General features: G+C 70.8%; 22 protein-coding genes. 13 read left to right on the top strand and 9 right to left on the bottom strand.

Features of this window, described 5'->3' with window-relative positions; translation table 11 throughout:
- Window positions 1-245: 245 nt before the first annotated feature.
- Entirely contained in the window at window positions 246-2813 is a 2568-nt protein-coding gene (pepN, locus tag ABZX11_RS39380; protein ID WP_354923305.1) for an aminopeptidase N, read from the bottom strand.
- 153 nt (window positions 2814-2966) lie between these two features.
- Here pepN and ABZX11_RS39385 point away from each other — a divergent pair, with 153 nt between their 5' ends.
- Entirely contained in the window at window positions 2967-3587 is a 621-nt protein-coding gene (locus ABZX11_RS39385; RefSeq protein ID WP_176171905.1) for a DsbA family protein, read from the top strand.
- 60 nt (window positions 3588-3647) lie between these two features.
- Here ABZX11_RS39385 and ABZX11_RS39390 read toward each other — a convergent pair whose 3' ends face one another.
- Together ABZX11_RS39390 and ABZX11_RS39395 are read right to left on the bottom strand one after the other, a co-directional pair.
- Window positions 3648-4457 (bottom strand): MBL fold metallo-hydrolase, encoded by an 810-nt coding sequence (locus ABZX11_RS39390; RefSeq protein ID WP_176171904.1) that lies wholly within the window; start codon window positions 4455-4457, stop codon window positions 3648-3650.
- Window positions 4454-5170: a 2-phosphosulfolactate phosphatase gene (locus tag ABZX11_RS39395; protein WP_354923308.1), complete on the bottom strand. Its 717-nt coding sequence runs from the start codon at window positions 5168-5170 to the stop codon at window positions 4454-4456. Before ABZX11_RS39395 ends, ABZX11_RS39390 begins: the two co-directional genes overlap by 4 nt.
- Window positions 5171-5221: 51 nt before the next feature.
- Here ABZX11_RS39395 and ABZX11_RS39400 point away from each other — a divergent pair, with 51 nt between their 5' ends.
- The gene (locus tag ABZX11_RS39400) at window positions 5222-5695 is read left to right on the top strand and encodes a ribose-5-phosphate isomerase (RefSeq protein ID WP_176171902.1); all 474 of its coding nucleotides are present in this window, start codon (window positions 5222-5224) and stop codon (window positions 5693-5695) included.
- Window positions 5695-6504: a DNA-formamidopyrimidine glycosylase family protein gene (locus tag ABZX11_RS39405; RefSeq protein ID WP_354923244.1), complete on the top strand. Its 810-nt coding sequence runs from the start codon at window positions 5695-5697 to the stop codon at window positions 6502-6504. The genes ABZX11_RS39400 and ABZX11_RS39405 overlap by 1 nt, the downstream gene beginning before the upstream one ends.
- A 53-nt stretch (window positions 6505-6557) precedes the next feature.
- On the opposite strand, the gene ABZX11_RS39410 is transcribed toward ABZX11_RS39405, so the two are convergent.
- Entirely contained in the window at window positions 6558-7370 is an 813-nt protein-coding gene (locus ABZX11_RS39410) for a hypothetical protein (protein WP_354923247.1), read from the bottom strand.
- Window positions 7371-7516: 146 nt separating this feature from the next.
- Between ABZX11_RS39410 and ABZX11_RS39415 the strand changes: the two genes are divergently transcribed.
- The 8 genes from ABZX11_RS39415 to ABZX11_RS39450 all read left to right on the top strand — a co-directional run bounded on the left by ABZX11_RS39415 (window position 7517) and on the right by ABZX11_RS39450 (window position 17324).
- Window positions 7517-8392, top strand: a complete 876-nt coding sequence (locus ABZX11_RS39415) for a TIGR03619 family F420-dependent LLM class oxidoreductase (RefSeq protein WP_354923250.1) — start codon at window positions 7517-7519, stop codon at window positions 8390-8392.
- A 5-nt stretch (window positions 8393-8397) separates the two neighbouring features.
- On the top strand, window positions 8398-8838 hold the full coding sequence (locus tag ABZX11_RS39420) for a nuclear transport factor 2 family protein (protein ID WP_354923311.1): 441 nt from the start codon (window positions 8398-8400) through the stop codon (window positions 8836-8838).
- A 136-nt stretch (window positions 8839-8974) separates the two neighbouring features.
- On the top strand, window positions 8975-9571 hold the full coding sequence (locus tag ABZX11_RS39425) for a TetR/AcrR family transcriptional regulator (protein ID WP_254896890.1): 597 nt from the start codon (window positions 8975-8977) through the stop codon (window positions 9569-9571).
- Window positions 9572-9583: 12 nt separating this feature from the next.
- Window positions 9584-10072: a hypothetical protein gene (locus ABZX11_RS39430; protein WP_354923253.1), complete on the top strand. Its 489-nt coding sequence runs from the start codon at window positions 9584-9586 to the stop codon at window positions 10070-10072.
- Between the two features lie 680 nt (window positions 10073-10752).
- Window positions 10753-13605: a LuxR family transcriptional regulator gene (locus ABZX11_RS39435; RefSeq protein ID WP_303246967.1), complete on the top strand. Its 2853-nt coding sequence runs from the start codon at window positions 10753-10755 to the stop codon at window positions 13603-13605.
- Between the two features lie 277 nt (window positions 13606-13882).
- Window positions 13883-14911 carry a GDP-mannose 4,6-dehydratase gene (locus ABZX11_RS39440; protein WP_176171894.1) on the top strand — a complete coding sequence of 343 codons (1029 nt, stop codon included), beginning with the start codon at window positions 13883-13885 and terminating at the stop codon, window positions 14909-14911.
- 5 nt (window positions 14912-14916) lie between these two features.
- Window positions 14917-16281 carry a glycosyltransferase gene (locus ABZX11_RS39445; protein WP_354923258.1) on the top strand — a complete coding sequence of 455 codons (1365 nt, stop codon included), beginning with the start codon at window positions 14917-14919 and terminating at the stop codon, window positions 16279-16281.
- Window positions 16278-17324 carry a DegT/DnrJ/EryC1/StrS family aminotransferase gene (locus ABZX11_RS39450; RefSeq protein WP_176171892.1) on the top strand — a complete coding sequence of 349 codons (1047 nt, stop codon included), beginning with the start codon at window positions 16278-16280 and terminating at the stop codon, window positions 17322-17324. Before ABZX11_RS39445 ends, ABZX11_RS39450 begins: the two co-directional genes overlap by 4 nt.
- A gap of 55 nt (window positions 17325-17379) precedes the next feature.
- Here the strand turns inward: ABZX11_RS39450 and ABZX11_RS39455 are convergent, their stop codons facing one another.
- The 5 genes from ABZX11_RS39455 to ABZX11_RS39475 form a co-directional block, all read right to left on the bottom strand.
- Window positions 17380-18039: a response regulator transcription factor gene (locus tag ABZX11_RS39455; RefSeq protein WP_176171891.1), complete on the bottom strand. Its 660-nt coding sequence runs from the start codon at window positions 18037-18039 to the stop codon at window positions 17380-17382.
- Between the two features lie 75 nt (window positions 18040-18114).
- Window positions 18115-18930 carry an ABC transporter permease gene (locus ABZX11_RS39460; RefSeq protein WP_176171890.1) on the bottom strand — a complete coding sequence of 272 codons (816 nt, stop codon included), beginning with the start codon at window positions 18928-18930 and terminating at the stop codon, window positions 18115-18117.
- Window positions 18927-19913 (bottom strand): ABC transporter ATP-binding protein, encoded by a 987-nt coding sequence (locus ABZX11_RS39465; protein ID WP_354923263.1) that lies wholly within the window; start codon window positions 19911-19913, stop codon window positions 18927-18929. Before ABZX11_RS39465 ends, ABZX11_RS39460 begins: the two co-directional genes overlap by 4 nt.
- A gap of 111 nt (window positions 19914-20024) precedes the next feature.
- Window positions 20025-21218 (bottom strand): macrolide family glycosyltransferase, encoded by a 1194-nt coding sequence (locus tag ABZX11_RS39470; RefSeq protein WP_354923266.1) that lies wholly within the window; start codon window positions 21216-21218, stop codon window positions 20025-20027.
- A 37-nt stretch (window positions 21219-21255) separates the two neighbouring features.
- Complete coding sequence (locus ABZX11_RS39475; protein ID WP_176171887.1) at window positions 21256-21927, bottom strand: VC0807 family protein; 672 nt, start codon at window positions 21925-21927, stop codon at window positions 21256-21258.
- A 302-nt stretch (window positions 21928-22229) separates the two neighbouring features.
- On the opposite strand from ABZX11_RS39475, the gene ABZX11_RS39480 reads away from it, so the two are divergent.
- A complete protein-coding gene (locus tag ABZX11_RS39480) occupies window positions 22230-23543 on the top strand; it encodes a histidine kinase (RefSeq protein ID WP_354923269.1) in 1314 nt (437 codons plus the stop codon).
- Between the two features lie 14 nt (window positions 23544-23557).
- Window positions 23558-23866 (top strand): hypothetical protein, encoded by a 309-nt coding sequence (locus ABZX11_RS39485; RefSeq protein WP_354923272.1) that lies wholly within the window; start codon window positions 23558-23560, stop codon window positions 23864-23866.
- Window positions 23867-23924 lie beyond the last annotated feature (58 nt).

The raw sequence follows: 23924 nt of genomic DNA on the forward strand, positions 1-23924 counted from the left end.
GTGCGGGGCCGTTTCGCGTTCGGACCTGGGTTTGGCTCGGTATCCCCAGGGCTGCGGTGTTGTGGACAACCGGTGGGCGGCCGGCGGTCGGTTGCCGGTTTTTGTCGGTTGGGCTCGATACGCTGGAAGCGGGGGCAGCCCCCAGGGAGGGCGGGCCGTGCCGGGGCGGCGCTGCTGAGGGGCCATGCCCCAGCGGGCCACGCCGGGGGCCGGGCTGCGCCGCAGCACGCCCGACCCCCGGGAACTCAGGCCTGGGCGTCGAAGTCCCGCGCCGCCAAAGCCCGGACGATCCCCGCGCGGCCTTCCGAAACCAACCGGCGCAAAGCCTGGGGGTGTTCACCCTTCAGCCACTCGTCCGAGGCCGTCACCGTCTCCGGGGCCACCGCCCATGACGGGTACAGCCCGATTGCGATCGGCTGGGCCCGCTCGCTCGAACGGCGCTGCCACACCTCGTCGATCACCTCGAAGTACTTCGCCACGTACGAGCCCAGCAGTGCCTTCTGGCCCGGGTGGGAGAAGCCCGAGATGAGCGAGTCGCTCACCGCGTTCGGGAGCTCGTCGTCGTACACCGCTCGCTGCCACGCGTCCGCCTTGGCCTCCGGTTCCGGGCGGAGGGCTCGGGCTCGCTCGGCCTGGCGGCGACCGGTGGCCGTGTTGTCGCGCTCCAGCTCGGCGTCGATCTCCGGTGCCGCCGCCTTCCCGTGGGCCACCAGTGCGTGCAGGAGGCGCCAGCGCAGGTCCGTGTCCACCGTCAGGCCCTCCAGCGGGGCCGAGCCGTCCAGCCAACCGGACAGCACCGCCAGCGTGGCGTCGTCCAGGACCGAGCCGGCCAGCGAGTTCACGAACGCCAGCTGGTGGTCCGAACCCGGCTCGGCGCCCCGGACCAGCTCCAGCAGCCGCGCGGTGAACGCCGGCCACCCGCGAGAGACCGCCCACTCCTGCTCCGCGTACGAGTTCAGCGCCGTCTGGGCCTGCAGCAGCAGGCGCTGGACCACGCCGACCTCGGACTCCGTGTGGATCCCTCGCTGGACCAGCGTCACGAAGTCGCGGGCCTTCAGCTCGGCCTCGCGGGTCATCTCCCACGCCGCCGACCAGCACAGGGTGCGGGGGAGGGGCTCGGTGATGTCCGCGATGCGGTCGATCAGCGTCGTCAGGGACGCCGGGTCGAGGCGCATCGTGCAGTACGTCAGGTCGTCGTCGTTGACCAGGACCAGTTTGCCCGCCGGGCGGCCGACCAGGTCCGGTACCTCGGTGCGCTCGCCGTCGACGTCCAGCTCGACCCGCTGGGTCCGGACGATCTTGCCGGACGCGTCCTCGTCGTAGACACCCACGGCCACGCGGTGCGTGCGCAGCTCGCCGGCGCCCGGCTTCGCGCCCGACTGCACGACGGCGAACGAGGTGAACGTGCCGTCCGCGCCGACCTCGTAGCGCGGGCTCAGCGAGTTGAGCCCGGTCGTCTCCAGCCACTGCGCGCTCCACCACGACAGGTCGCGGCCGGACGCCTCCTCCAGCGCGCCGAGCAGGTCGGCCAGCGTGGCGTTGCCCCAGGCGTGCTTGCCGAAGTACACCTTGAGGCCGTCGAGGAAGTGGTCGAGGCCGACGTAGGCGACGAGCTGCTTGAGCACGCTCGCGCCCTTGGCGTAGGTGATGCCGTCGAAGTTGACCTCGACCGCGTGCAGGTCGACGATGTCGGCCGCGATCGGGTGCGTCGAGGGCAGCTGGTCCTGCCGGTACGCCCACGACTTCTCGATGTTCGCGAAGCTCGTCCAGGCGTTCTTGTACTCGGTCGCCTCGGCCTGGGCCAGCACGCTCGCGAAGGTCGCGAACGACTCGTTCAGCCACAGGTCGTCCCACCAGCGCATGGTGACCAGGTCGCCGAACCACATGTGCGCCATCTCGTGCAGCAGCGTCTCGGCGCGCCGCTCGTAGGCGTAGCGGGTGACGCGGCTGCGGAAGACGTAGTCCTCCAGGAACGTCACCGCGCCGGCGTTCTCCATCGCGCCCGCGTTGAACTCCGGCACGAACAGCTGGTCGTACTTGGAGAACGGGTAGGGCGTGCCGAACTTCTCGTGGTAGAAGCCGAAGCCCTGCTTGGTCTCGGTGAAGAGGCGGTCGGCGTCCATGTGCTCGGCCAGCGACGCGCGGCAGTAGATGCCGAGCGGGATCGTCTTGTGGTCGTCGGTGTACTCGTCGTGCCATTCGGAGTACGGGCCGGCGACCAGCGCGACGAGGTAGGTGGAGATCCGCTCGGACTCGCGGAACACCGTGCGGACGGCGCCTTCCGGCGTCTCTTCGGCGGACTCGGCGATGGCGTTGGAGACGACCTTCCAGTCCTTCGGCGCGATCACCGTGAGCCGGTAGACCGACTTCAGGTCCGGCTGGTCGAAGCAGGCGAACATGCGCTTGGCGTCCGCCGTCTCGAACTGCGTGTACAGGTAGACGCCGTCGTCGACCGGGTCGACGAACCGGTGCAGGCCTTCGCCGGTGTTCATGTACCGGCAGTCGGCGGTCACCGTGAGCTCGTTGGACTCGGCCAGCCCGGCCAGCGCGATGCCCTTGTCCTCGACGTACGCGCTGACGTCGACGTCCGCGCCGTTCAGGGTCGCCGAGTGCACGCGGTCGGCGACGATGTCGACCCACGTCGATTCGCCGGCCCGGGCGCTGGAGAACCGGACGGTCGTCGTCGACGCGAAGGTCTTCTCCCCGGGGCCGCCGTGGCCGTCGGTCAGATCGAGCTCGATGTCGTAGCCGGTGACGTCGAGCAGATCCGCGCGCAGCTTGGCTTGATCACGGGTCAGGTTGGGGGCGGGCACAGGCACCTCTGGTCGTTGGTATCGGTTTTCAACTCCCCGCATCCAATCATGGGGACGGGGTGGCGGGCGATAAGGGAACAACCCCGGGTTGCGCGGTGTTGGCCCGTCGTGTGGGGGTCCGCCCACACCGAGACGCCACTCAGGAGCACCCGAATGACCGCTGCCGAGCAGCCCACGAAGGTCGATTTCTACTTCGACCCGATCTGCCCGTTCGCGTGGATCACCTCCCGCTGGATCCTCGAGGTGGAAAAGCACCGCAACCTGGATCTGCACTTCCGGATCATGAGCCTGTCGGTCCTGAACGAGGGCCGGGACGAGCTGCCCGAGCAGTACAAGGAGCTGCTGGCGAAGGGCTGGGGCCCGGTGCGGGTCGCCGTCGCGCTTTCGCAGCTCAAGGGCGAAGAGGTGCTGCGCGAGTACTACACCGAGTTCGGCACCCGCTACCACAACCAGGGCACCAAGGACTACGACGTGGTGATCAAGGAGGCCCTCGCCGCGATCGGCGCGCCGGCCGAGCTGGCCGACGCCGCGCACTCCACCGAGTACGACGAGGCGCTGAAGAAGAGCCACCACGAGGGCATGGACCCGGTCGGCATGGACGTCGGCACCCCGACGATCCACATCGACGGCGTGGCGTTCTTCGGCCCGGTCCTGACCTCGATCCCGCGGGGCGAGGCCGCGCTGAAGGTGTTCGACGGCGCCGTGGCGCTGGCGAGCTACCCGGACTTCTTCGAGCTCAAGCGCACCCGCTCGGGTGAGCTGAACTTCGACTGAGCCGGGGCCGGGGGTCGCGGGACGGGGCGGTGGCGCAGAGGGCCACCGCCCCTCTCCTCGTCACGGGGTCGCGAGGGCGGCCAGGGTGACGTCGCCGGGATAGCGGGACGCGGCCACGGCGGCGACCTCGGTCGTCTCGCCGCGGCCCACGCCCGCTTTCAGCGTGATCAGTTCGTGCAGGCCGTCGCGGTGGTAGCGGACGAACCCGGCGTCGACCGGGTCGCCGTGGCCGGGGACCACCACGCGGGGCTCCAGCGCGAGGATCCGGTCGAACGCGGCCGGCCACGCGGTCAGGTCCGTTTCGTCGCTGAACGAATACTCGCTGAATCCCGCTTCGGCGTGTTCGACGACATCACCGGCGAAGACGACGCCCGCGTCCGGGACGTGCACCACGACGTCGTGGCTCGTGTGCGCGCGGCCCGGGTGCAGCAGGACGGCCGTGCGGCCGCCCAGGTCGAGCTCGACGCGGTCGGTGAACGTGTGGTCCGGGCCGGTGATGGTCGTGCGCCCGATCGCGTCGGCGATCTCCGGCTTGCCCTCCGCGCGGTAGTGCGCGACCCACTTGGCGCGCACGGTCTCCAGGTCCGTCCTCAGCTCGGCCGCGCAGCCTTCGTGCGCCCAGACCTCGCAGGGCAGGAACGCCTCGGTGCCCCAGGCGTGGTCGAAGTGCGCGTGCGTGTACACCACGACCCACGGCAGCGGCGTGACCTCCCGGACCGCCGCGGCGAGCTCGGCGCCCTGCTCGAGGTCGCCGCGCGTGTCGACGACCAGGCAGCGTTCGGTGCCCACGACCAGCCCGGCGGTCAGGTCCAGCTCCTCGTACCGGCGCGCGTGCACGCCCTCGGCGACCTCGATCCAGCGGCCGGTCATGCCAGTACTCCTTCGCTCAGGACGGGAGCGGTTCCGCTCACGTCGGATCGGGCGGCCAGGACGACGTCGCCGCCGTGGCCTGCTTCGGTCAGCTCACGCCCCGACACGCAGCTGCTCAACGCCGTGACGTCGACGGACCGCGCCGCGAGCGCCGCTTCGGCGGACAGCGAAAGCCCGTGCCCGGCCAGCGCGGCGGCGATCGCCCCGGCGCCCACCTGGTCCTCGACGCACGGCCGCAGCGGCCCCGGCGTCGTGCCCGCGCCGAAGATGTTCACCCCCCAGCGTTCCCCGGCCGCGATCAGCCCGACCGGGCCGCCCAGCGCGACGGCCTTCGCCGCGACGGCGGAGGCGTTGCGCAGGCAGCCCACGAGCACCTTCGCTCCGGTCGCCGCGGCTGCGTCGCACAGGGTGGCGCCGTTGGGTGAGGGGAGGGCGAGCAGCGTGCCAGGAGGGATGTCCGTCACAGAAGACGGCCGCAGGGTGAATCCGCTCTCACCGGCGATGACCGCCCCGGCCGCCCGGGCCTGCGCGATCCCGCGCTCGTCACGCCACCGGACCGGCAGCACGCGGCCGCCGCGGCCGACCACGAGGTCCGTGGTGGTGCTGAAGGAAAGCACGTCGACCACCACCAGCACCGCGCATTCGCGGCCCAGTGCGGCCACCCCTTCGGCGCCCCAGTCGAGCCGCACGTCGCTGCCGGTCTGCTCCCAGATCCCCACCCCCGGAGCATGCCCGAAACCGGCCGTGGTGGCAGACTTCCGGCTGTGCGTGTCTATTTGGGATCCGACCATGCCGGTTTCGAGCTGAAGAACCACCTGGTGGCTCACCTGGAGAAGCAGGGGCACGAGGTGACCGACATCGGTCCGCACGTCTACGACGCGGCCGACGACTACCCGGCGTTCTGCGTCGAGACGGCGCTGCGCGTGGTGGCCGACGAGGGCAGCCGCGGCATCGTCGTCGGCGGCTCGGGCAACGGTGAGCAGATCGCCGCCAACAAGGTGCCCGGCGCCCGCGCCGGCCTCGCCTGGAGCGTCGAGACTGCGAAGCTGTGCCGCGAGCACAACCACGCCCAGCTGATCGGGGTCGGCGCCCGGATGCACACCGCCGAAGAAGCCGTCGAGATCGTCGAGGCGTTCCTGGCGACCGAGGTCTCGCCGGACGAGCGGCACGCCCGCCGCGTGCAGCAGCTGCTGGACTACGAGCGCACCGGGACGCCGCCGGCGCTGCCGGAGGCCTGATGCCCGAGGGGCACACGCTCCACCGGCTCGCGCGGCTGCACAAGCGCCGGTACGCCGGGGCGCCGGTCGAGGTGAGCAGCCCGCAGGGCCGGTTCGCCGCCGAAGCGTCCCGTTTGGACGGTCAGGTGTTCGTCGGCGCCGAGGCGTACGGCAAGCACCTCTTCCACGACTACGGCCCGCACGGTGTCGTGCACATCCACCTCGGGCTGTACGGCACGTTCGGCGAGTTCCCGCTGCCCGCGCCCGAGCCGGTGGGGCAGGTCCGGCTGCGGCTGGCCGGCCGGACACATTGGACGGACCTGCGCGGGCCCACGAAGTGCGAGCTGCTGGACCCCGCGCAGGCGGACGCGATCAAGGCCCGCCTCGGCCCCGACCCGCTGCGCCGCGACGCGAAACCAGAACTGGCCTGGGCGCGCATCTCGCGGTCGAAGACGTCGATCGCGGCGCTGCTGATGGACCAGGCGGTGCTCGCCGGCGTCGGCAACGTCTACCGCGCCGAGGTGCTGTTCCGCCACGGCGTCGCGCCGCTGACCCCGGGCCGCGCGCTGGACCGCGGGTTGTGGGACGAGATGTGGGCCGACCTGGTGACCCTGATGCGCGACGGCGTGCGCGTCGGCCGCATCGACACGGTCCGCCCGGAGCACCTGCCGGAGGCGATGGGCCGCGCGGGCCGGGTGGACCGCCACGGCGGCGAGGTCTACGTCTACCGGCGCGCGGGCGAGCCGTGCCTGGTGTGCGGGACGCTGGTGGCGAACTCGGAGCTGGCCGGGCGCAACCTCTACTGGTGCCCGAAGTGCCAGCTGCCCTGAAAACGCCGTGAGCGGCCCGTTCGGGTGAACGAGCCGCTCGCGGACGTCGGGGGTCAGAAGTCGAAACCGCCGCCGTCGAAGCCTCCGCCGTCGAACCCGCCCCCGTCGAAGCCGCCGCCCCAGTCGCCGCCGCCGTCTCCGCCGAAGTCGCCTCCGCCGTCACCGCCGAAGTCACCGCCGTCGCCGCCCGCGTCACCGGACTCGAGGGCGTCCTGCTGGCCCGCGTCGTAACCGGACTCCCACGCCGAGGCGCTCGCGATGCCGCTCATGCCCGAGAACATCGCGCTGAACAGGAACATCGACCCGAGACCCCAGGCACCGGCCACGAGCGCGGGCTTCCACCACGGCTCGCTGTACCAGCCCTGCGGCACCGGACGACCCGCGACGCGACCGCCGGGGTAGTAGTACGGCGTGTCCTGACCGGCCTCCGGCGAAGCGGCGTAGTGCTGGCCCTCGACGTCGACCTCGCGGCGCTCGGTGACCTTGCCCGCGCGCTCGCGCTCGGCCTCCTCCGGCAGCTGCGGGCCGGGGTCCATGCCCATCGCGACCCGCGCGGCGCGGACGTAGTAGAGACCCTCGACGGCGGTGTCCTTGACCAGCCGGGCCTGCTCGATCGTGCGGGCCTGCTCCAGCTGCGAACCGGCCGCGTTGTAGCGCTCGCTCGCGTCGGCCATCGCCTGCTGCGACGCGGTGTCCGTGCCGTTGAGGTTGAGGACCTGGCCGCCGAGCCGCTCGACCAGGCGCCGGGCGTCGGCCTTGGCGTCGTCCAGCTCCCGCTGCCGGGCCGCGGCGCGCTGCCGCGAGAAATAGAGGCCGCCACCGACGATCACGACGACGAGCACGATCAGGAAGATCGCGGTGCCCATGGACCACTCCTGGAAGTTCGGGGCTCGGTGACCACGTGGTCACCTTCGAAACGGACAACGCGGACGCTACGCGGTGGGTTCCCGGAGCGTGACCGGGCCCACCACCAGGCCTGGCCGAGTAAACTAGAACACGTTATAGTTCGGTCATGAAGTTCACCCTGTCGATCGCGATGAACCCCCTCGATCAGCTGGGCGAGCTCGCCCGCGCCGCGGAAGAGGCCGGCTTCGCCTCCATTGCCCTGCCCGACTCGCTCTTCTACGCCGAGACGGTGGACACCGACTACCCGTACACCCCCGACGGCAGCCGGTTCTGGACCGCGGAGACCCCCTGGGTCGACCCGCTCGTGGCCACCGCGGCGATGGGGGCGGTGACCAGCCGGATCCACTTCTACACCTCGGTGCTGAAGCTCGGCTCCCGCAACCCGGTGCTGCTGGCCCGCCAGGTCGGCTCGGCGGCGGTGCTCACCGGCGGCCGGTTCGGCCTCGGGCTCGGCGTCGGCTGGCTGCCGCAGGAGTTCGAGTACTGCGGCGTGCCGTTCGAACGGCGCGGCAAGCGGGTCGACGAGGCCATCGACGTGCTGCGGCTGATCCTCGGCGGCGGCATGGTCGAGTACCACGGCGAGTTCTACGACTTCGACAAGATCCAGATGAGCCCGGCGCCGCCGAGCCGGGTGCCCTTCTACATCGGCGGCCACACCGAAGTCGCGCTGAAGCGCGCCGCCCGGGTGGCCGACGGCTGGTCCTCGGCGATGATGAAGCTCGACGAGCTGCGCGACACCATCGCCCGGATCAAGGAGCTGCTGGCCGAGCGGGGCCGCGCCGACGACCCGTTCGAGTACCAGGCGGTGTGCATCGACGCCTTCGGCCTGGACGGCTACCGCGCGCAGGCGGAAGCGGGCGTCACCGACGTGATCACCATGCCGTGGGTGTTCGACGGCGTCGGGTTCGACGCGCCGGTCGAGCCGAAGCTCGACGCGATCCGCAGGTTCGGCACCGAAATCATCGCGAAGTTCGAGGAGTGACCGCCGTGGGCGTGCAGGTCAGCTGGGACACCGGGCAGGAGCAGCCGGCGGCGCGCCGCGCGGCGTTCGCGTCGATGACCGCGGTGGCGGCGGGAGACAAGGAGGGCTGGCTGGCCCTCTTCGCCCCGGACGCGGTGGTCGAGGACCCGGTCGGGCCGTCGTTCTTCGACGAAGAGGGCAAGGGGCACCACGGCCGGGAGGGCATCGGCGCGTTCTGGGACAAGACGATCGCGAACGTCGAGCGCTTCGAGTTCACCATCCGCGACTCCCACGCGGGCGGCGACGAGGTGGCGAACGTCGGCACGATCACCACGTTCCTCCCGGGCGGCTACCGCGTCGACACCGACGGCGTGTTCGTCTACCGCGTCGGCGACGACGGCCTGATCCGGTCGGTGCGGGCGTTCTGGGAGACCGAGCGCGCGATGGCGACGGCCCGCCAGGTCTGACCCCTACCGCTGTGAAGGCCACCCCGGACGCCCCGGGGTGGCCTTTCTCGTGCGTGATCGACACGAACCGCAACCGCCCGGTTGCGGAAAGAGCGCATTCTGGCGGGTGTTTGCTCAATCGTGCTACTTTTTGCTCGTGCAAGCAAAAACGTTCACCGAGAACGCCCGGCGGGCGCAGATCGTCCGCGCGGCGATCGAGACCATCGGTGAACTGGGGTACGCGAAGGCTTCGTTCGGACAGATCGCGAAACGCGCCGGGCTGAGCAGCACCGGCATGATCTCCTACCACTTCGACGGCAAGGCCGACCTGATCGCCGAAGTCGTCCGGGACGTGCTGGCCACGAGCCTCGCCTACATGCGGGAGCGGATCGACGCGGTGCGGGGGCCGGCAGCGGAGCTGCGTGCCTACATCGAGTCGAACCTGGCGTTCATCGCCGAGCACCCGGTCGAACTCACCGCGCTGCTCGAGAGCCTGCGCCACGGCGGTGGCGGCGCCACCACCGCTGGCAACGACGACTGGTACCACGGCGCCGTCGACATCCTGGAAACCTGCCTGCGCGAGGGGCAGCGCACCGGCGACTTCGGCCGGTTCGACCCGCGCGTCATGGCGATCACCGTCCGCCAGGCGATCGACGGCATCCACACCGAACTGCTCCGGCGTCCCGACACCGACGTCGACGCCTACGCGGCCGAACTCGTCGCGATCGTCGAACGGGCCACCGCGCCCGACTGAACTGGGGAAACCATGGCCACCTCGAACACCTCCGGGCGCGTGCTGCGGCCGGTCATCACCCTGCTCTACCTCAACCTGCTGATCAGCGTCGCGTTCGCGGTGCTCACCTTCCTGCACAAGGACGGCATCCTCGACTACCAGGTGCTGCACTGGGAGTCGACCGGCCAGGCCAACCCGGCCGACCGCGCGGAGACGCGCTCCTCACTGGAGAGCGTGCTGTGGATCCGCCCGGTGTCGGTGCTGGTCATCGCCATCGTCTACGTCCGGCTGGCCGGGCGGCTCAAGCTCGGCCGCCGCAGCACCTACGTCCGGCTGATGGTGATCACCGTCCTCGGGCTGGCCGGGTTGGTCTACCTCATCGTCGCGGCCGAGTTCCCGGACTGGATGCGGGCCGGCCAGGCGGGGCAGGCGCTGGTGCTGCTCGTGCTGTTCGTGCTGCTGTGCACGAAGAGCGTCCGCGGCTACTTCTCGAAGCAGGGCCGCGTCCGCGAGAAGGTCTGACCGCGGCTCGGGATTTCGTTCACGCACTGTTTCCCGGAGCTTATTCGGCGGCAACAGAAAAAAGGTTCGGGTTCCGGGGAAGTAATCGTTACCCAACGGGAAGGAGACCGTACTCCATTCACTCGAACGCCCGAGTGCCGTCACGTCGGCTTCGACCCTGGGTGGAGTGCGGGTTCATGCAGCTTTTACCTGCTGCCGGTGTGTCGCGACCCGCCTGAGTGGAACGGGACCAAACGGACATCCTTGCGCGACGAACCCCTGTTGTGCCTCGTTGCGGCAGGTAGGGGCAGGTGGTAGCTTCTGATCGTTATCTCCTCGCGGTGAACCGGGCGATCAGGACAGTAATCGTCCAACGGCAACCGCGGGGATCTGGGGTCTGGGGAAAGGTCGTCCGATGAACGTTTACCGCGGTCCCTCTTAAGGGACGCCGAATAACACTTCGCCGCCGGCTCGTGCGCGAGTCGCCGGAAACTTTGTCATCACCAGGCACCTCGTTGGGGAGCGGTCTGCCGGGTTGATCGACCGTGAAGCATTGCGCGCGAGGAGCATTTGCCCGGTGCGCGCGGCTGTGCTGGTGATTCACGGGAATAGCCGGGTTCGGCCCGTCTGGGGCGGCCGCAACCCGGTGCGTGGATCAGCCGAATCCAACACGCAACGAATTCCTGGGGGAAGTACCTGTCATGCTCATCGAACGTGATTTCGAAACGGCGACACTGAGTCAGATGCTCGCCGACGCCTGCTCCGGGGCCGGCGGTGTCGGCCTGGTTCTCGGCCCGGTCGCCAGCGGCAAGACCGCGCTGCTGGAGACCTTCGGCAGGCACGCCGCAGGCACCGGCGCGGTCGTGCTCTCGGCGTCCGGCGCCCGGTCGGAGACCGCCGTCGGCCTCGGCGTCGTCTCCCAGCTGGTGCACACGCCGGGCGTCCGCGCGGACATCGCCGACCAGGTCTCGGCGTACGTGGAGGACGCCGAAGCCGATGCGACCCTGCTGGACAGCCGGTTCCTGCACCGCCTCTCCAGCGCGGTGCTCGGCTGGTCGGCCGAGACCCCGCTGGTCATCTGCGTCGACGACGCCCACCACGCCGATCCCGCGTCCCTGCAGTTCCTGCAGCACATGGCCCGGCGCATCCGGCCGGCCAGGGTGCTGGTGCTGCTCGCCGAGCGGGCCGACCCGGGCGAGCGGCGCCCGGTCCGCCACGTCGACCTGATGCGGCGGCCGCACTGCCGCCAGCTGAGGCTGGCCCCGCTGTCCCGCAACGGCGTCGGCGTCCTGCTGGCCGGCAAGCTCGACGAGGGCCGGGCCCACGCGCTGGCCGCGCGGTGCTTCGCGGTCAGCGGCGGCAACCCGCTGCTGGCCACGGCCCTGGTGCACGACACCCGGGCGGCCGGCACGGGCGAGGTCGTCGCGGGGGCCGCCTACCGGCACGCCGTGCTCAGCTGCCTGCACTCCAGCGAGCCGCGGGCGCTCGAACTCGCCAGGGCGCTGGCCGTGCTCGGCGACGACGAGCAGTCGCAGATCGCGCTGGCCGGCGGCATGGTCTCGTTCGCGCCGGCCACCACCGAGCCGGTGCGCCGGGCGCTGGAATCGGCCGGTGTGCTCGACGGGCACCGGTTCCGGCACGCCGAAGCCCGCGCCGCGGTGCTCGAGGAACTCGACCCCGGCGTGCGGGCCGCCCTGCACGGCCAGGCCGCCCGCCTGCTGTTCGACCAGGGCGCCCGCCCGACCGCCATCGCCGCCCACGTGGTGGCGGGGAACCTGGACGAGCCGTGGACCGAGCACCTGCTGTCCGAGGCGTCGGAGGCGGCGCTGCTCGAAGACGACGTCGAGCTGGCCCGCGCCTGCATCGCGCTGGCCAGCCGCTGCTGCACCGACGACCGCGACCGGGCCATCGCCAAGGCGTCGCTGGCCGACATCGAATGGCGGACCACCCCGGCGAAGGCGATGCGCCGGCTGCCGGAGCTGGTGCACGCGACCCGCGCCGGGCACCTGCCGGGCATCCGGGTCGTCGGCATCTTCGAGTTCCTGCTCTGGTTCGGCCGGGTCGACGAGGCCGTGGAGATCGCGAACGCGTTCGGCGACCTGGTCGACTGCCGGGACCGCCGCACCCGCGGCGAGCTGCTGACGCTGTCGTCGTGGCTGGCCAGCTCGGTGCCGGGGATGCTCCACCTGGTCGAGCCGATGCTCGCCTCGATCACCGACGGCACCGCGGCACCGCAGCTCGGGCTCGCGGTGAACTCGCAGCTCAAGGCGATCGACGCGCTGACCAGCGCGGTGCGCGAAGGACCGTCGGAGGCCGCGGTGCTCGACGCCGAGCAGGTGCTGGAAGGCACCCGGATGACCGACATCACCCTGCGGCACCTGGTGTTCGCGGCGACGGTGCTGATCTACGCCGAACGCCTCGACAAGGCCGCCACCTGGTCGGACCACCTGATGGCGCAGGCCGCCGGGCGCCCGGCCCCGACCTGGCAGGCGTCACTGGCCGAGCTGCGCGCGGAGGTCGCGCTGCGGCAGGGCGACCTGCCGCTCGCGGCCCGCAACGCGAAGATCGCGCTGACGAAGATGACCCCGGAGGCGTGGGGCATCGGGGTCGGCGCGCCGCTGGCGACCCTGCTGGCCGCGCTGACCGAGATGGGCCGGCTCGACGAAGCGGCCGAGCTGCTCAACCAGCCGGTGCCGGACGCGCTCGGCGAAACCCGGTTCGGCCTGCACTACCTGCACGCGCGCGGCCACTACTACCTCGCGACGGGCCGGCTGCCGACCGCGCTGAACGACTTCCTCGCCTGCGGGGAGCAGATGGCCCGGTGGGAGCTGGACCAGCCGTCGCTCGTGCCGTGGCGCTCCAGCGCCGCGGAGGTCTACCTGAAGCTGGGCGACCGCGAGAACGCCCGTGTGCTCGCCGAGGAGCAGGCGGCGAAGCTCGGCCCGGACTGCGGGGACCGCACCCGCGGCATCACCCTGCGGACGCTGGCGCTGGTGGCCGACCCGGCCCGGCGGCCCCGGCTGCTGCAGGAGGCGGTGGACGTGCTCGAAAAGTCCGGCGCCAAGCTGGAACTGGCCCGGACGCTGGCCGAGCTGAGCCGGGCGAGCGGGGACCCCGCCACCACCCGCACGGCCGAGCGGGACGCCAGGGTGCTGGCCAAGGAGTGCGGCGCGGAGCTGCTGCGGAAGACGTTCCTCGACGGCGGCGCGGCCGACGTGGTGGTCCCGCTCCGCGGTCCGGTCGCCCCGGCCGACGTCAAGCTGCTGACCGACGCCGAACAGCGGGTCGGCTGGCTCGCCGCGCGGGGGCACACCAACCGGGAGATCGCCAGCCAGCTCTACATCACCGTCAGCACGGTCGAACAGCACCTCACGCGCGTCTACCGGAAGCTGAGCGTCAGCCGGCGCCGCGACCTGGCGTCGGAGCCGCAGCTGCGGGTGCCGGAGCAGCAGGAGCGCCTGCCGGGCGTGCCGCGGCCGCCGGTCGCGGTCAACCACCGGGCGCCGGCGCCGCCGGTGCGCCGTCCACTGAGGCCGGTGCCGCCGGTCCGCTGATCGGACGCCGAGAGAAGCCGGGATCCCGTACGGGGTCCCGGCTTTCCCTTCGCCGCCACCCCTATAGGTGCGCCCCTAGGTTTCCCCGCGCGGCCACTGACTTGGCGCCGGATTCATTGACAAAGAACCGGCCTGCGGCGAGCGTGAACGTCGTTGCCGGGCACCGGATCCGGCGCGATTTTCGCGGCGGCGAGGTACCCCGGAGCTGCTCGCACGGCGGCCGGACGACGCCACGGCGGGAGCTGAACTCGTGACGTGGCAAGGAAGGCACACATTCATGGCGAAGCGTGCGTTGATCACCGGCATCACCGGGCAGGACGGCTCGTACCTGGCCGAGCACCTGCTGGCCGAGGGCTACCAGGTGTGGGGTCTGGTCCGTGGCCAGGCGAATCCGCGCAAGTCGCGGATCAGCAGGCTGGTCTCCGACCTCCACTTCGTGGAAGGCGACCTGATGGACCAGGTCAGTCTCGTGTCCGCGGTGGACTTCGTGCAGCCGGACGAGGTGTACAACCTGGCGGCCATCTCGTTCGTGCCGATGTCCTGGCAGCAGCCCGAGCTCACCACCGAGGTGAACGGCATGGGCGTGCTGCGGGTGCTCGAAGCGGTCCGGATGGTCTGCGGCCTCGACAAGTCCCGCCCGACCGGCGGCGGGATGCGCTTCTACCAGGCGTCCTCGTCGGAGATGTACGGCAAGGTCGCCGAGACCCCGCAGAACGAGCAGACGATCTTCCACCCGCGCAGCCCCTACGGCGTCGCGAAGACCTACGGGCACTTCATCACCAAGAACTACCGCGAATCCTTCGGCATGTTCGGGGTGTCCGGGATCCTGTTCAACCACGAGTCGCCGCGCCGCGGCGCCGAGTTCGTCACCCGCAAGATCACCATGGCGGTGGCGGAGATCAAGCTGGGCCTGCGCGACAAGCTCTACCTCGGCAACCTGGACGCCGTCCGCGACTGGGGCTTCGCCGGCGACTACGTCCGCGCGATGCACCTGATGCTGCAGCAGGAGACGGCGACCGACTACGTCGTCGGCACCGGGCAGATGCACTCGGTGCGGGACGCCGTCCAGATCGCCTTCGACGCGGTGGACCTGAACTGGCGCGACCACGTCGTCGTCGACCCGGCCCTGGTCCGGCCCGCGGAGGTGGAGACCCTGTGCGCCGACCCGCGGAAGGCCCGCGCCGAGCTCGGCTGGAAGCAGTCGGTCGACTTCGAGGAGCTGATGCGGATGATGGTCGAGGCCGACCTGCGGAAGGCGTCGAACGAGCACAAGTACAGCGAGCTGATGCTCGCCGGGAGCTGGTGACGGCGATGGCGCCCATCCTGTTCGCGTCGATCGCGGACGCCGGCATGATCAACCCGCTGCTCGTCATCGCCGGGGAACTCGCCCGCCGGGGCGTGCCGGACCTGTACTTCGCGTCCACTGAGGACCGCCGCGCCGACGTCGAGGCGATCTCCGCGGCCAACCCGGTCCGGTTCGTCTCCTTCGGCGAGCGGCTCGAGCGCCCGCCGGGCGAGTGGGACCCGGACCTCTACGCGGCGGCGACCCAGCCCGCCAAGCCGGGCAGCCTGACCGCGCGGCCGCAGAACGTCGTGGCGTACCTGAGCGGTGTCACGGACGCGAGCATCATGGTGACGATGTACGAGCGCGCGCTGGCCGTGGTCGACGAGGTCGAGCCGGCGCTGATGGTGATCGACTCCTCCAGCGTCTACCCGACGGACGCGGCGATCGCCCGCGGGATCCCGTACGTCTACAGCGTGCCGATCTCGGTGAGCGAGATCTTCGCCGAACGCCTGCCGCTGAGCTACCCCAGCCCGAACACAGGCCTGCCGCGGGAGCTTTCGGGACGCCAGAAGCTGGCGAACCTCGGCTTCCGGCTGCGGCTGCTGTACGGCATGCTGACGAAGGTGCCTGCGATGCAGTTCACCAAGGCCCGTAAGGAAGCCGGGATCCTGAACGCGACGGCGGGCCAGTCCGGTTACGCCGACCGCGCGCAGGCGATCCTGGGGTATTCGGTGTTCGGCATGGAGTACCCGTTCGACGCGGCGCCGTCGCACCTGCGGATGGTCGGGCCGGTGGTGCCCCCGCTGCCCGAGGCGGTGGAACCGGACCCGGCGCTGTCGGCCTGGCTGGACGAGCACGAATCGGTGGTGTACCTGGCGTTCGGCACCCACATGCGGCTGACCGCGCCGCAGGTGGCGGCGATCGCCGAGGCGGCCCGGCGGATCGGGCCCGAGCACCACGTGCTGTGGAAGCTGCCGAAGGCCCAGCGCGTCCTGCTGCCGGCGGACCTGCCGCCCAACGTGCGGCTGGAGAACTGGGTGCCGTCCCAGTTCGACGTCCTGGCACACCCGCACGTGCGCGCGTACTACCACCACGGCGGTGGGAACAGCGCGTACGAGGGGATCTACTTCGGCAAGCCGGGTCTGGTGCAGCCGTTCTGGATGGACTGCCACGACCACGCGGCCCGCGTCCTCGACAGCGGCTGCGGGTTGGTGCTCTCGTACGAGGAAACGGTTTCCGCGGACGCGATCGTGGCGAAGCTGCGGCGCGTGCTGGAGGAGAAGGAGTTCACCGCACGGGCCGAGGAATGGGCGGACCGCTTCCGCTCCGCGGGCGGCGCCGCGGCGGCGGCCGACACCGTGCTGGCCGCTCTCCGGGAGGAACGGGCATGAAGTACCCGGTTTCGCAGCCGTACCTGAACGGCGACGAGCTGGCCAACGTCACCGACGCCGTCACGAGCGGCTGGATCTCTTCGCAGGGGCCGTACGTGGCCCGGTTCGAGGCGGATTTCGCGGCCTACAACGGTGTTTCTTTCGGAGTCGCGTGCTCGTCCGGTACCACGGCACTGACCTTGGCCCTGCGGGCGCTGGGGATCGGCCCGGGCGACGAGGTGATCGTGCCCGAGTTCACGATGATCGCCTCGGCGTGGGCGGTGACGTACACGGGTGCGACACCGGTGTTCGTCGACTGCGGCGACGACCTGAACATCGACGTGTCGCTGATCGAAGCGAAGATCACGCCGCGGACCCGGGCGATCATGCCGGTGCACGTCTACGGGCGGCGCTGCGACATGGACGCGATCATGGCGCTGGCCTTCGAGTACAACCTGCGGGTGGTGGAGGATTCGGCCGAGGCGCACGGGGTGCGGCCGGTCGGGGACGTCGCCTGTTTTTCCTTGTTCGCCAACAAGATCATCGCGTCGGGCGAGGGCGGCATCTGCCTCACCTCGGACGCGCGGCTCGCCGCGCAGATGGAACACCTGCGGGGGATGGCGTTCAACCGGGACCACACGTTCCTGCACAAGAAGCTCGGCTACAACTTCCGGATGACGAACCTGCAGGCCGCGGTGGCGACGGCCCAGGTGGCCCAGCTGGACTCGATCCTTTCCCTCCGGTCCGCCATCGAGTCCCGGTACGACGCCGGGTTGCGGGACGTTCCGGGTGTCACGCTGATGCCCCGGCGGGACGTGCTGTGGATGTACGACCTGCTGTGCTCGCGGCGGGACGAGCTGCGGGCCTTCCTCGCCGCGGAGGGGATCGAGACGCGGGTGTTCTTCAAGCCGATGAGCCGGCAGCCGATGTACCTCGATCCGGTCTGGCCGTCGCTGAAGGCGAACCGGTTCGCGGAAGAGGGGTTGTACCTGCCGACCTACACGTCGCTTTCGGAGGACGACCAGGAGTACATCGTGTCCCGGGTCCGGAAGTTCTACAGCTGATCCTTTTGCGCTCGACTCACACCCCGGCCGTGACCACGGCCGGGGTGGTGTCGTTTCAGCCCTGGCGCACCTTGCTGCTCAAGTAGGTCAGCACCGCCAGCACGCGCCGGTTGTCGTCCTCGTGCTGGGCCAGGTCCAGCTTCGTGAAGATGCTCGCCGTGTGCTTCCCGACCGCGGCCTCGCTGATCGTCATCCGCTGGGCGATCGCCGCGTTGGAGCGGCCCTCCGCCATCAGCTCCAGCACCTGGCGCTCCCTTGGGGTCAACGCGTCCAGCGGGTCCTTCCGGGACCGGCTCGCCAGCAGCTTCGTGATGACCTCGGGGTCCATCGCCGTCCCTCCTGCCGCCACCATGCGGAGTGCGTCCACGAACTGGTCCGCGTTCAGCACCCGGTCCTTCAGCAGGTACCCGATCGCGCCGGCGCCGTCGGCCAGCAGCTCGCGGGCGTACGTCTGCTCCACGTGCTGGGACAGCACCAGCACCGGCAGCCCCGGACGGCGGCGGCGGGCCTCCAGCGCCGCCCGGATTCCTTCGTCGCTGAACTTCGGGGGCAGGCGGACGTCCACCACCGCGATGTCCGGCGTGTGGTCCTCGATCGCCTTCAGCAGCTCCGTGGCGTTGCCGACCGCGGCCACCACCGTGAACCCGTGGGCTTCCAGCAGCCTCGTCATGCCGTCACGAAGCAGGTAGAGATCCTCCGCGAGGACTACGCGCACGAACCGCTCCTGGGGTTCCGGGCCGGGCGGGGCCGGGCTGGGGGTGGCCCAACCGTACCGCCCGGTCACCCCGCGTCAGTCCAGTGCCCGCTTCAGGAAGCCCCGGATGCCGAACGCCCCGAAGACCAGCGTCGCCACCGTCATGACGAGCAGGGAAATCCACAGCGGGATGGACTGGACCTGGTCCGGCATCACCAGCCGGCGCAGGGCCTCCGACACGTACGTCAGCGGGTTGGCCGCGCAGATCACCTGGAACCAGCGCAAACCGGACAGGCTGAGCCACGGGAACTGACCGGACCCGGTGAAGATCAGGGGCACCAGCAGGATGGTGAACACCAGGTTGATGTGCCGCGGCGGCACGATCGTCCCCAGCACCATGCCCACCGCCGCGCCCGCCAGCGACCCCAGTGCGACGACCCCCGCGACACCCGGCAGGGCCGCCGGGCTCCAGTGGACGCCGTCGAGGATCAGCAGGCCGATCGGGATCATCACCAGGCCGGCGATGATGCCGCGGATCGCGCCGAACAGCATCTTCTCCACCGCGACCAGCCGGATCGACAACGGCGCCAGCAGCCTGTCCTCGATCTCCCTGGTCACCGAGAAGTCCAGCACCAGCGGCAGCGCCGTGTTCTGCAGGGCCCCGGTGAACGCGTTCATCGCCACCATGCCGGGCAGCAGCACCTGGGCGTACCCCGCCCCCGCGTAGCCGATCTGCGACAGCACCTTGCCGAAGATGAACAGCAGGAACAGCGGCTGGATCAGCATCTGGGCCAGGAACGGCAGCAGCTCGCGGCCGGTGACGAAGAAGTCGCGGCCCAGCACGGCGAAGAACGCGCGGGCCTGCCCCGGCTGTGCTTGCGGCTGGGGCTGGGCGACAGTGGCGGCGGTCATCTGAGGTCCCGTCCGGTGATGGAGATGAACACGTCTTCGAGGGTGGGCTTGCCGAACGAGATGCCGGTGACGTCGCACCGCTCGCGGCCCAGCACCGCCAGCACGCCCGGCAGCAGCGACGCCGGTTCGGCTTCGGTGTACAGGCGGAACTGGACGGCCTTCTCGTCGGCGGCGGCCCGGCCGGCCGCGGCCAGCCGCTCGACGCGCTCCACCGTCGGCACCTGCTCGAGTTCCTTGCCCACGGCGTCCGCGGGCGACTCGGCCAGGCTCACGCCCACCGTCAGCGTCGTGTTGCCGGGAAGCGACCGCGTGAGCGCGTCCGTGGTGTCCAGCGCCAGCAGCTTGCCGCGGTCGACGATGCCGACGCGGTCGCACAGCTTGGCCGCCTCCTCCATGTCGTGCGTGGTCACCACCACCGTGACGCCCTCGGCCGTCAGCTCGGCGACGCGCTCGTGCACGAACAGCCGCGACTGCGGGTCCAGCCCGGTCGCCGGCTCGTCCAGGAACATCACCTGCGGCTGGTGCATCAGCGCGCGGGCGATCATCACGCGCTGGGCCTGGCCGCCGGACATCTCGTCGACCCTGGCCTTCGCCCGCGGGCCGAGGCCCATCCACTCGATGAGCTCCTCGGCCCGGCGGTGCCGCTGCGCCCGGCCCATGCCGTGGTAAGCGGCGTGGAACAGCAGGTTCTGCCGCACGGTCAGCGACTGGTCGAGGTTGTTGCGCTGCGGCACGACGGCCAGCGCCTGGCGGGCCGCCGTCGCGTGCTTGACGACGTCGATGCCCGCCACCTCGGCGTGGCCCGACGTCGGCAGCGCGCGGGTGGTCAGCATGCTGACCGTCGTCGTCTTGCCCGCGCCGTTGGGGCCCAGCAGGCCGAACACCTCGCCGGTGGCGATGGTGAAACCGAGGCCGTCGACCGCAGGCCGTTCTGCTTTGGGGTATCTCTTCACGAGATCCCGTACCACCACAGCGTCCGGCACGCCGGTCCTCCAGGAATCAGTGTGGACGAAAAAGAGGTGAGGAAGGGCCGTGGTGCTGGGGGACAACCTCGGCCCTTCCCCACAGGCGGCTGGTTCGGCCGAACCAGCGGGTCAGGAAACGTGCTTGAGGTGCCGCTCGAGCTCGTCGGCGGCGCGCACCGCGCCACCGGCGGCCCGCACCTTCGCGCCCATCGCGGCGACCGCGGCGCGGATCCGCCCGTCGGCCGCCGTCGAGCGCACGGCGTCCCGCAGCAGCTCGGGCGTCGGCTCGCGGCCGGCCAGGTTCGTGCCGAGGCCGAGTTCGGCGACCCGGTTGGCCACCGCGGCCTGCTCGACGCTCTGCGGCAGGGCCACCATCGGCGTGTCGAAGTACAGCGCCTCCATCGTCCCGCCCATCCCGGAGTGGGTGATGAAGGCCGAAGCGTGTTCCAGCACCGCCAGCTGCGGCACCTGGGCGTGCGCCTCGACGTTCGGCGGCAGCTCGCCGAGCGCGGCCGGGTCGAGCGCGCCGATCGACAGCACGACGTGCCACTCCGAACCGCTGAACGCCGCCACGACGGCCTTGAAGAAGTCGGGCCGGTCGTTGAACGCCGTGCCGAGCGAAACCAGCAGGACGGGCTTGCGGTCCGACGGCGGCTCCCAGCCGCCCTGGAACGTCCGGTCACCCAGGCACGGGCCGACGAACGCGAAGTGCTCGTCGAAGGTTTCGCCCTGGTACTGGAATTCCTTGGCCACGAAGGCCAGTGCGAACTCCTCGCGCCCGATGGCGAAGTCCGACGGCGAGATCGCCGGGACACCGTGGGCCTGCGTCAGCTCGGCGATCTTCTCCCGGAACGCGACGCGGGCGGGGTGTTCCTCGCTGAAACCGTTTTCCTCGCCGAGGAACTTCGCCAGCGACCAGTGGTCGTTGTAGGCGAAGGACGGGAACAGCTCCACCGCGGGCACGCCCCACTTCGCGGCGAGCACCCGCCCGGTCGCGTACACCGTGCGGTCGTAGAGGATCAGGTCCGGCCGGTCGCCGTCGAAGGCCGCCTCGAACACCGGGATGGTCGCCGTGCTCTCCATGACCAGCACCAGCGGCAGCCAGGCGGCGAAGTCGGCGGGCGGGTCCTCGGTGCGCGGCTTCGGCGTCAGCGACGACTCGTACCGCAGCACCCGGGCCCCGGTCGGCGCCACCAGGTCCGCGAACTGGTCGGTCGTGGCGTAGGTGACGCGGTGCCCGCGGCGGACCAGCTCGGCGGCCACGTCCAGCGTCGGCATCACGTGCCCGTAGGCGGGGATGCTCAGCAGCGCGATGTGTGCCATGGGAAAGCTCCTCGGGTTGCGGTGGACGGCCGGGGCCTCAGGCGCGCAGGTCGTGCTTGCGGGTGTAGTAGGCCATGAAGCCGATGAGCCCGCCGAGGACCACGATCCACTGCACGGTCGTCACCAGGTTGATGTCGTCGAGCGGCAGCGTGTAGGCGAGCACCACGCGCACGACGGCGTCCACGATCATGCCGACGCCGAACACGACGGTGAGCAGGCGCAGGCCGTGGCGCATCTTCGGTTCGGTGTCCCAGCGGCGCTCCCACACCTCGGCGCCGGCGCCGCCGCGCTTGGTGCGCGCGATGCTGACCCCGGCGTGCAGGAAGAACGGCTTCTCGAAGAACAGCGTGATCAGCATCCAGATGCCGAACATGGCGGTGAGCCAGCCGTCCTTGGCGAAGAAGAACCGCGCGTCGCCCGAAATCAGCGAAACCGCGGTGCCGATGACCATCATCGTCACCATGAAGAGGCCGAGCCCGTCGATCTTGCGGTAGCGGGCGAAGACGTACACGGTGCGGACCACCGGGACGATGCCACCGATGATCGCGGCGGTCAACAGCGGAACGCCGTTCTGGCGCAGGATGTAGTAGACGGCGAGCGGGACGATCAGGTCGAACGCGGCGGAGGCGAACAACGCCAGCCGCGGGTTGCGCGGTTCACCGTGCGACGGCGCGTCGGCCTGGGTGCGTTGGATGCCGGCTTCGTTCATTGCTGCTCCTGGTGGTTCGCGGGTTCGTTCTCTTCCGGAACGCCATTCGCTTGCGTCGTGGCGCTGCTCCGGGGACAACGGTAGTGTCGCGATCCCGGTCGGCGTGAGCCTGTTAGACCGAACATAGGGGTATGCCTTTCCCTACCCCCTAGGAGTGGGCTGGACCGATTGTCCCGCCCCCGGGGGTGCCCCCATCCTGGAACGGCCTCGAGTGCGAGCGGCCGGTCCGGCCCCCTCGCCGGACGATGGGGGACGCGATGAGCCGACCGGGAACACTGTCCCGTGGCGAGTATGATCTGCCGATGTCGACGATTCCCCGGCGCAGCGCCTCGGCCGTCCGGCGGGGTGTCGCCGGAATGGCGCGGCTGGTCGTTTTCGTGCTGTTCGCGGCGGTGCAGGTGTGCGTTCTCACGCTGCCCGCGCTGTTCTGGCTGCCGGAATACGTCGCCGCCGCGGGGCTCACCGTGCTGGTCGCCATTCCGGCGTGCCGGCTGCTGCCAGTGCTTTCCCGCAAATGCGCGCCGGTGCTCTACGGCCGCCCCATCGAATCGCCGTACCTGCCGCTGCCGTCGCTGGAACGCACCGAGAACGGCTGGTACTGGAACGGCTACGACTTCCACAAGTTCCGCTGGGTCTCGCTCGCCCAGCGGCGCGGCCGCTGGTTCTTCACCGACCCGGCCACCTGGCGGGACCTGTGCTGGCTGGTCCTCAACCCGCTCTCGGGCGGCCTCCTCGCCGCCGTCCCGGTCGCGCTCGCCGGGTTCGGGGCGTTCCTGCTGGTCGCCCCGCTGACCGCGCCGCACCTGCCGTCCGGGGCCTGGTACTTCCCGCTGCCGGTGGACAGCCCGGCGGGCATCGCCGCGACGGTCGTCGCCGGGCTGGCCCTGCTGGTGCTGGGGCTGGTGGCCGCGCCCGGCGCGGTCGGCCTGCACGAAGCCTGGACGCGGTGGCTGCTGGCGCCCGACGAGCGGGCGCTGCTGTCCCGGCGGGTGGAGCGGCTGTTCGCCACGCGCGCCGCGGCGATCGACGCGCAGGCCGCCGAGCTGCGGCGGATCGAGCGTGACCTGCACGACGGCGCCCAGGCCCGGCTGATCGCGATCGGCATCTCGCTCGGCACCGCGGAAATGCTGCTCGACACCGACCTCGACGAGGTGCGGCGGCAGCTGGCCGGCGCGCGCGAGCTGTCCGCCGCCGCGCTGCGGGAGCTGCGCGGGCTGGTCCACGGCATCCAGCCGCCGATGCTCGCCGACCGCGGCCTCGGCGCCGCGCTCGAGGACCTCGCGATGGACGCCCCGGTGCCCACGGACGTCGAGGTCGGGCTGATCGGCCGTCCGGACGCCGCCCTGGAGTCGGCCGTCTACTTCGCCGTCGCCGAGCTGCTGGCCAACGCGGCCAAGCACGCGGCGGCCAAGCGCGTGCGGGTGCGCGTCACCCACCGGCCGGGGGCGCTGCAGGTCGTCGTCGCCGACGACGGGAAGGGCGGCGCGGACTTCGGCCGCGGCACCGGGCTGGTCGGTGTCCAGCGCCGGATCGCGGCGTTCGACGGCGTCGTGGAATGCGTCAGCCCGCCCGGCGGACCCACCGAAATCACCATCGTCATTCCGTACGCCGAATAACCAGGGGGATCAGCATGCGTCGCGCCATTGCAGTGTGCCTGTTCGCCGTGGTCACTTCTTTTTCGGTGACCGGGTGCGACCATTTCGTGGACCTCGGGTGCGCGGAACGGTCCTGTCATTTCAACCTCGTCAGCGGGGGAAAGGTGGACCTCGGCGGGCAGGAGCTGAAGGTGCAGAAAATGGACAACAATTCCGTCACCTTCCTGACCGACGGCATCAGCGTCTCACTGTTCCAGGGTGTCGACCTCGATTTCCTGGGGTACCACCTGCACCTGGGGGAGATCCGCGGCGGCGAGGCCAGTTTGGACGTCACCCGGAATTAGCCGGCGGTGCACCGGCCGCCCTGTCCGCGCTGGTCAAGACAGGGGTTACGGTCCGTGC

Source organism: Amycolatopsis sp. NPDC004169 (assembly GCF_040610315.1).
Taxonomy (GTDB): Bacteria; Actinomycetota; Actinomycetes; order Mycobacteriales; family Pseudonocardiaceae; genus Amycolatopsis.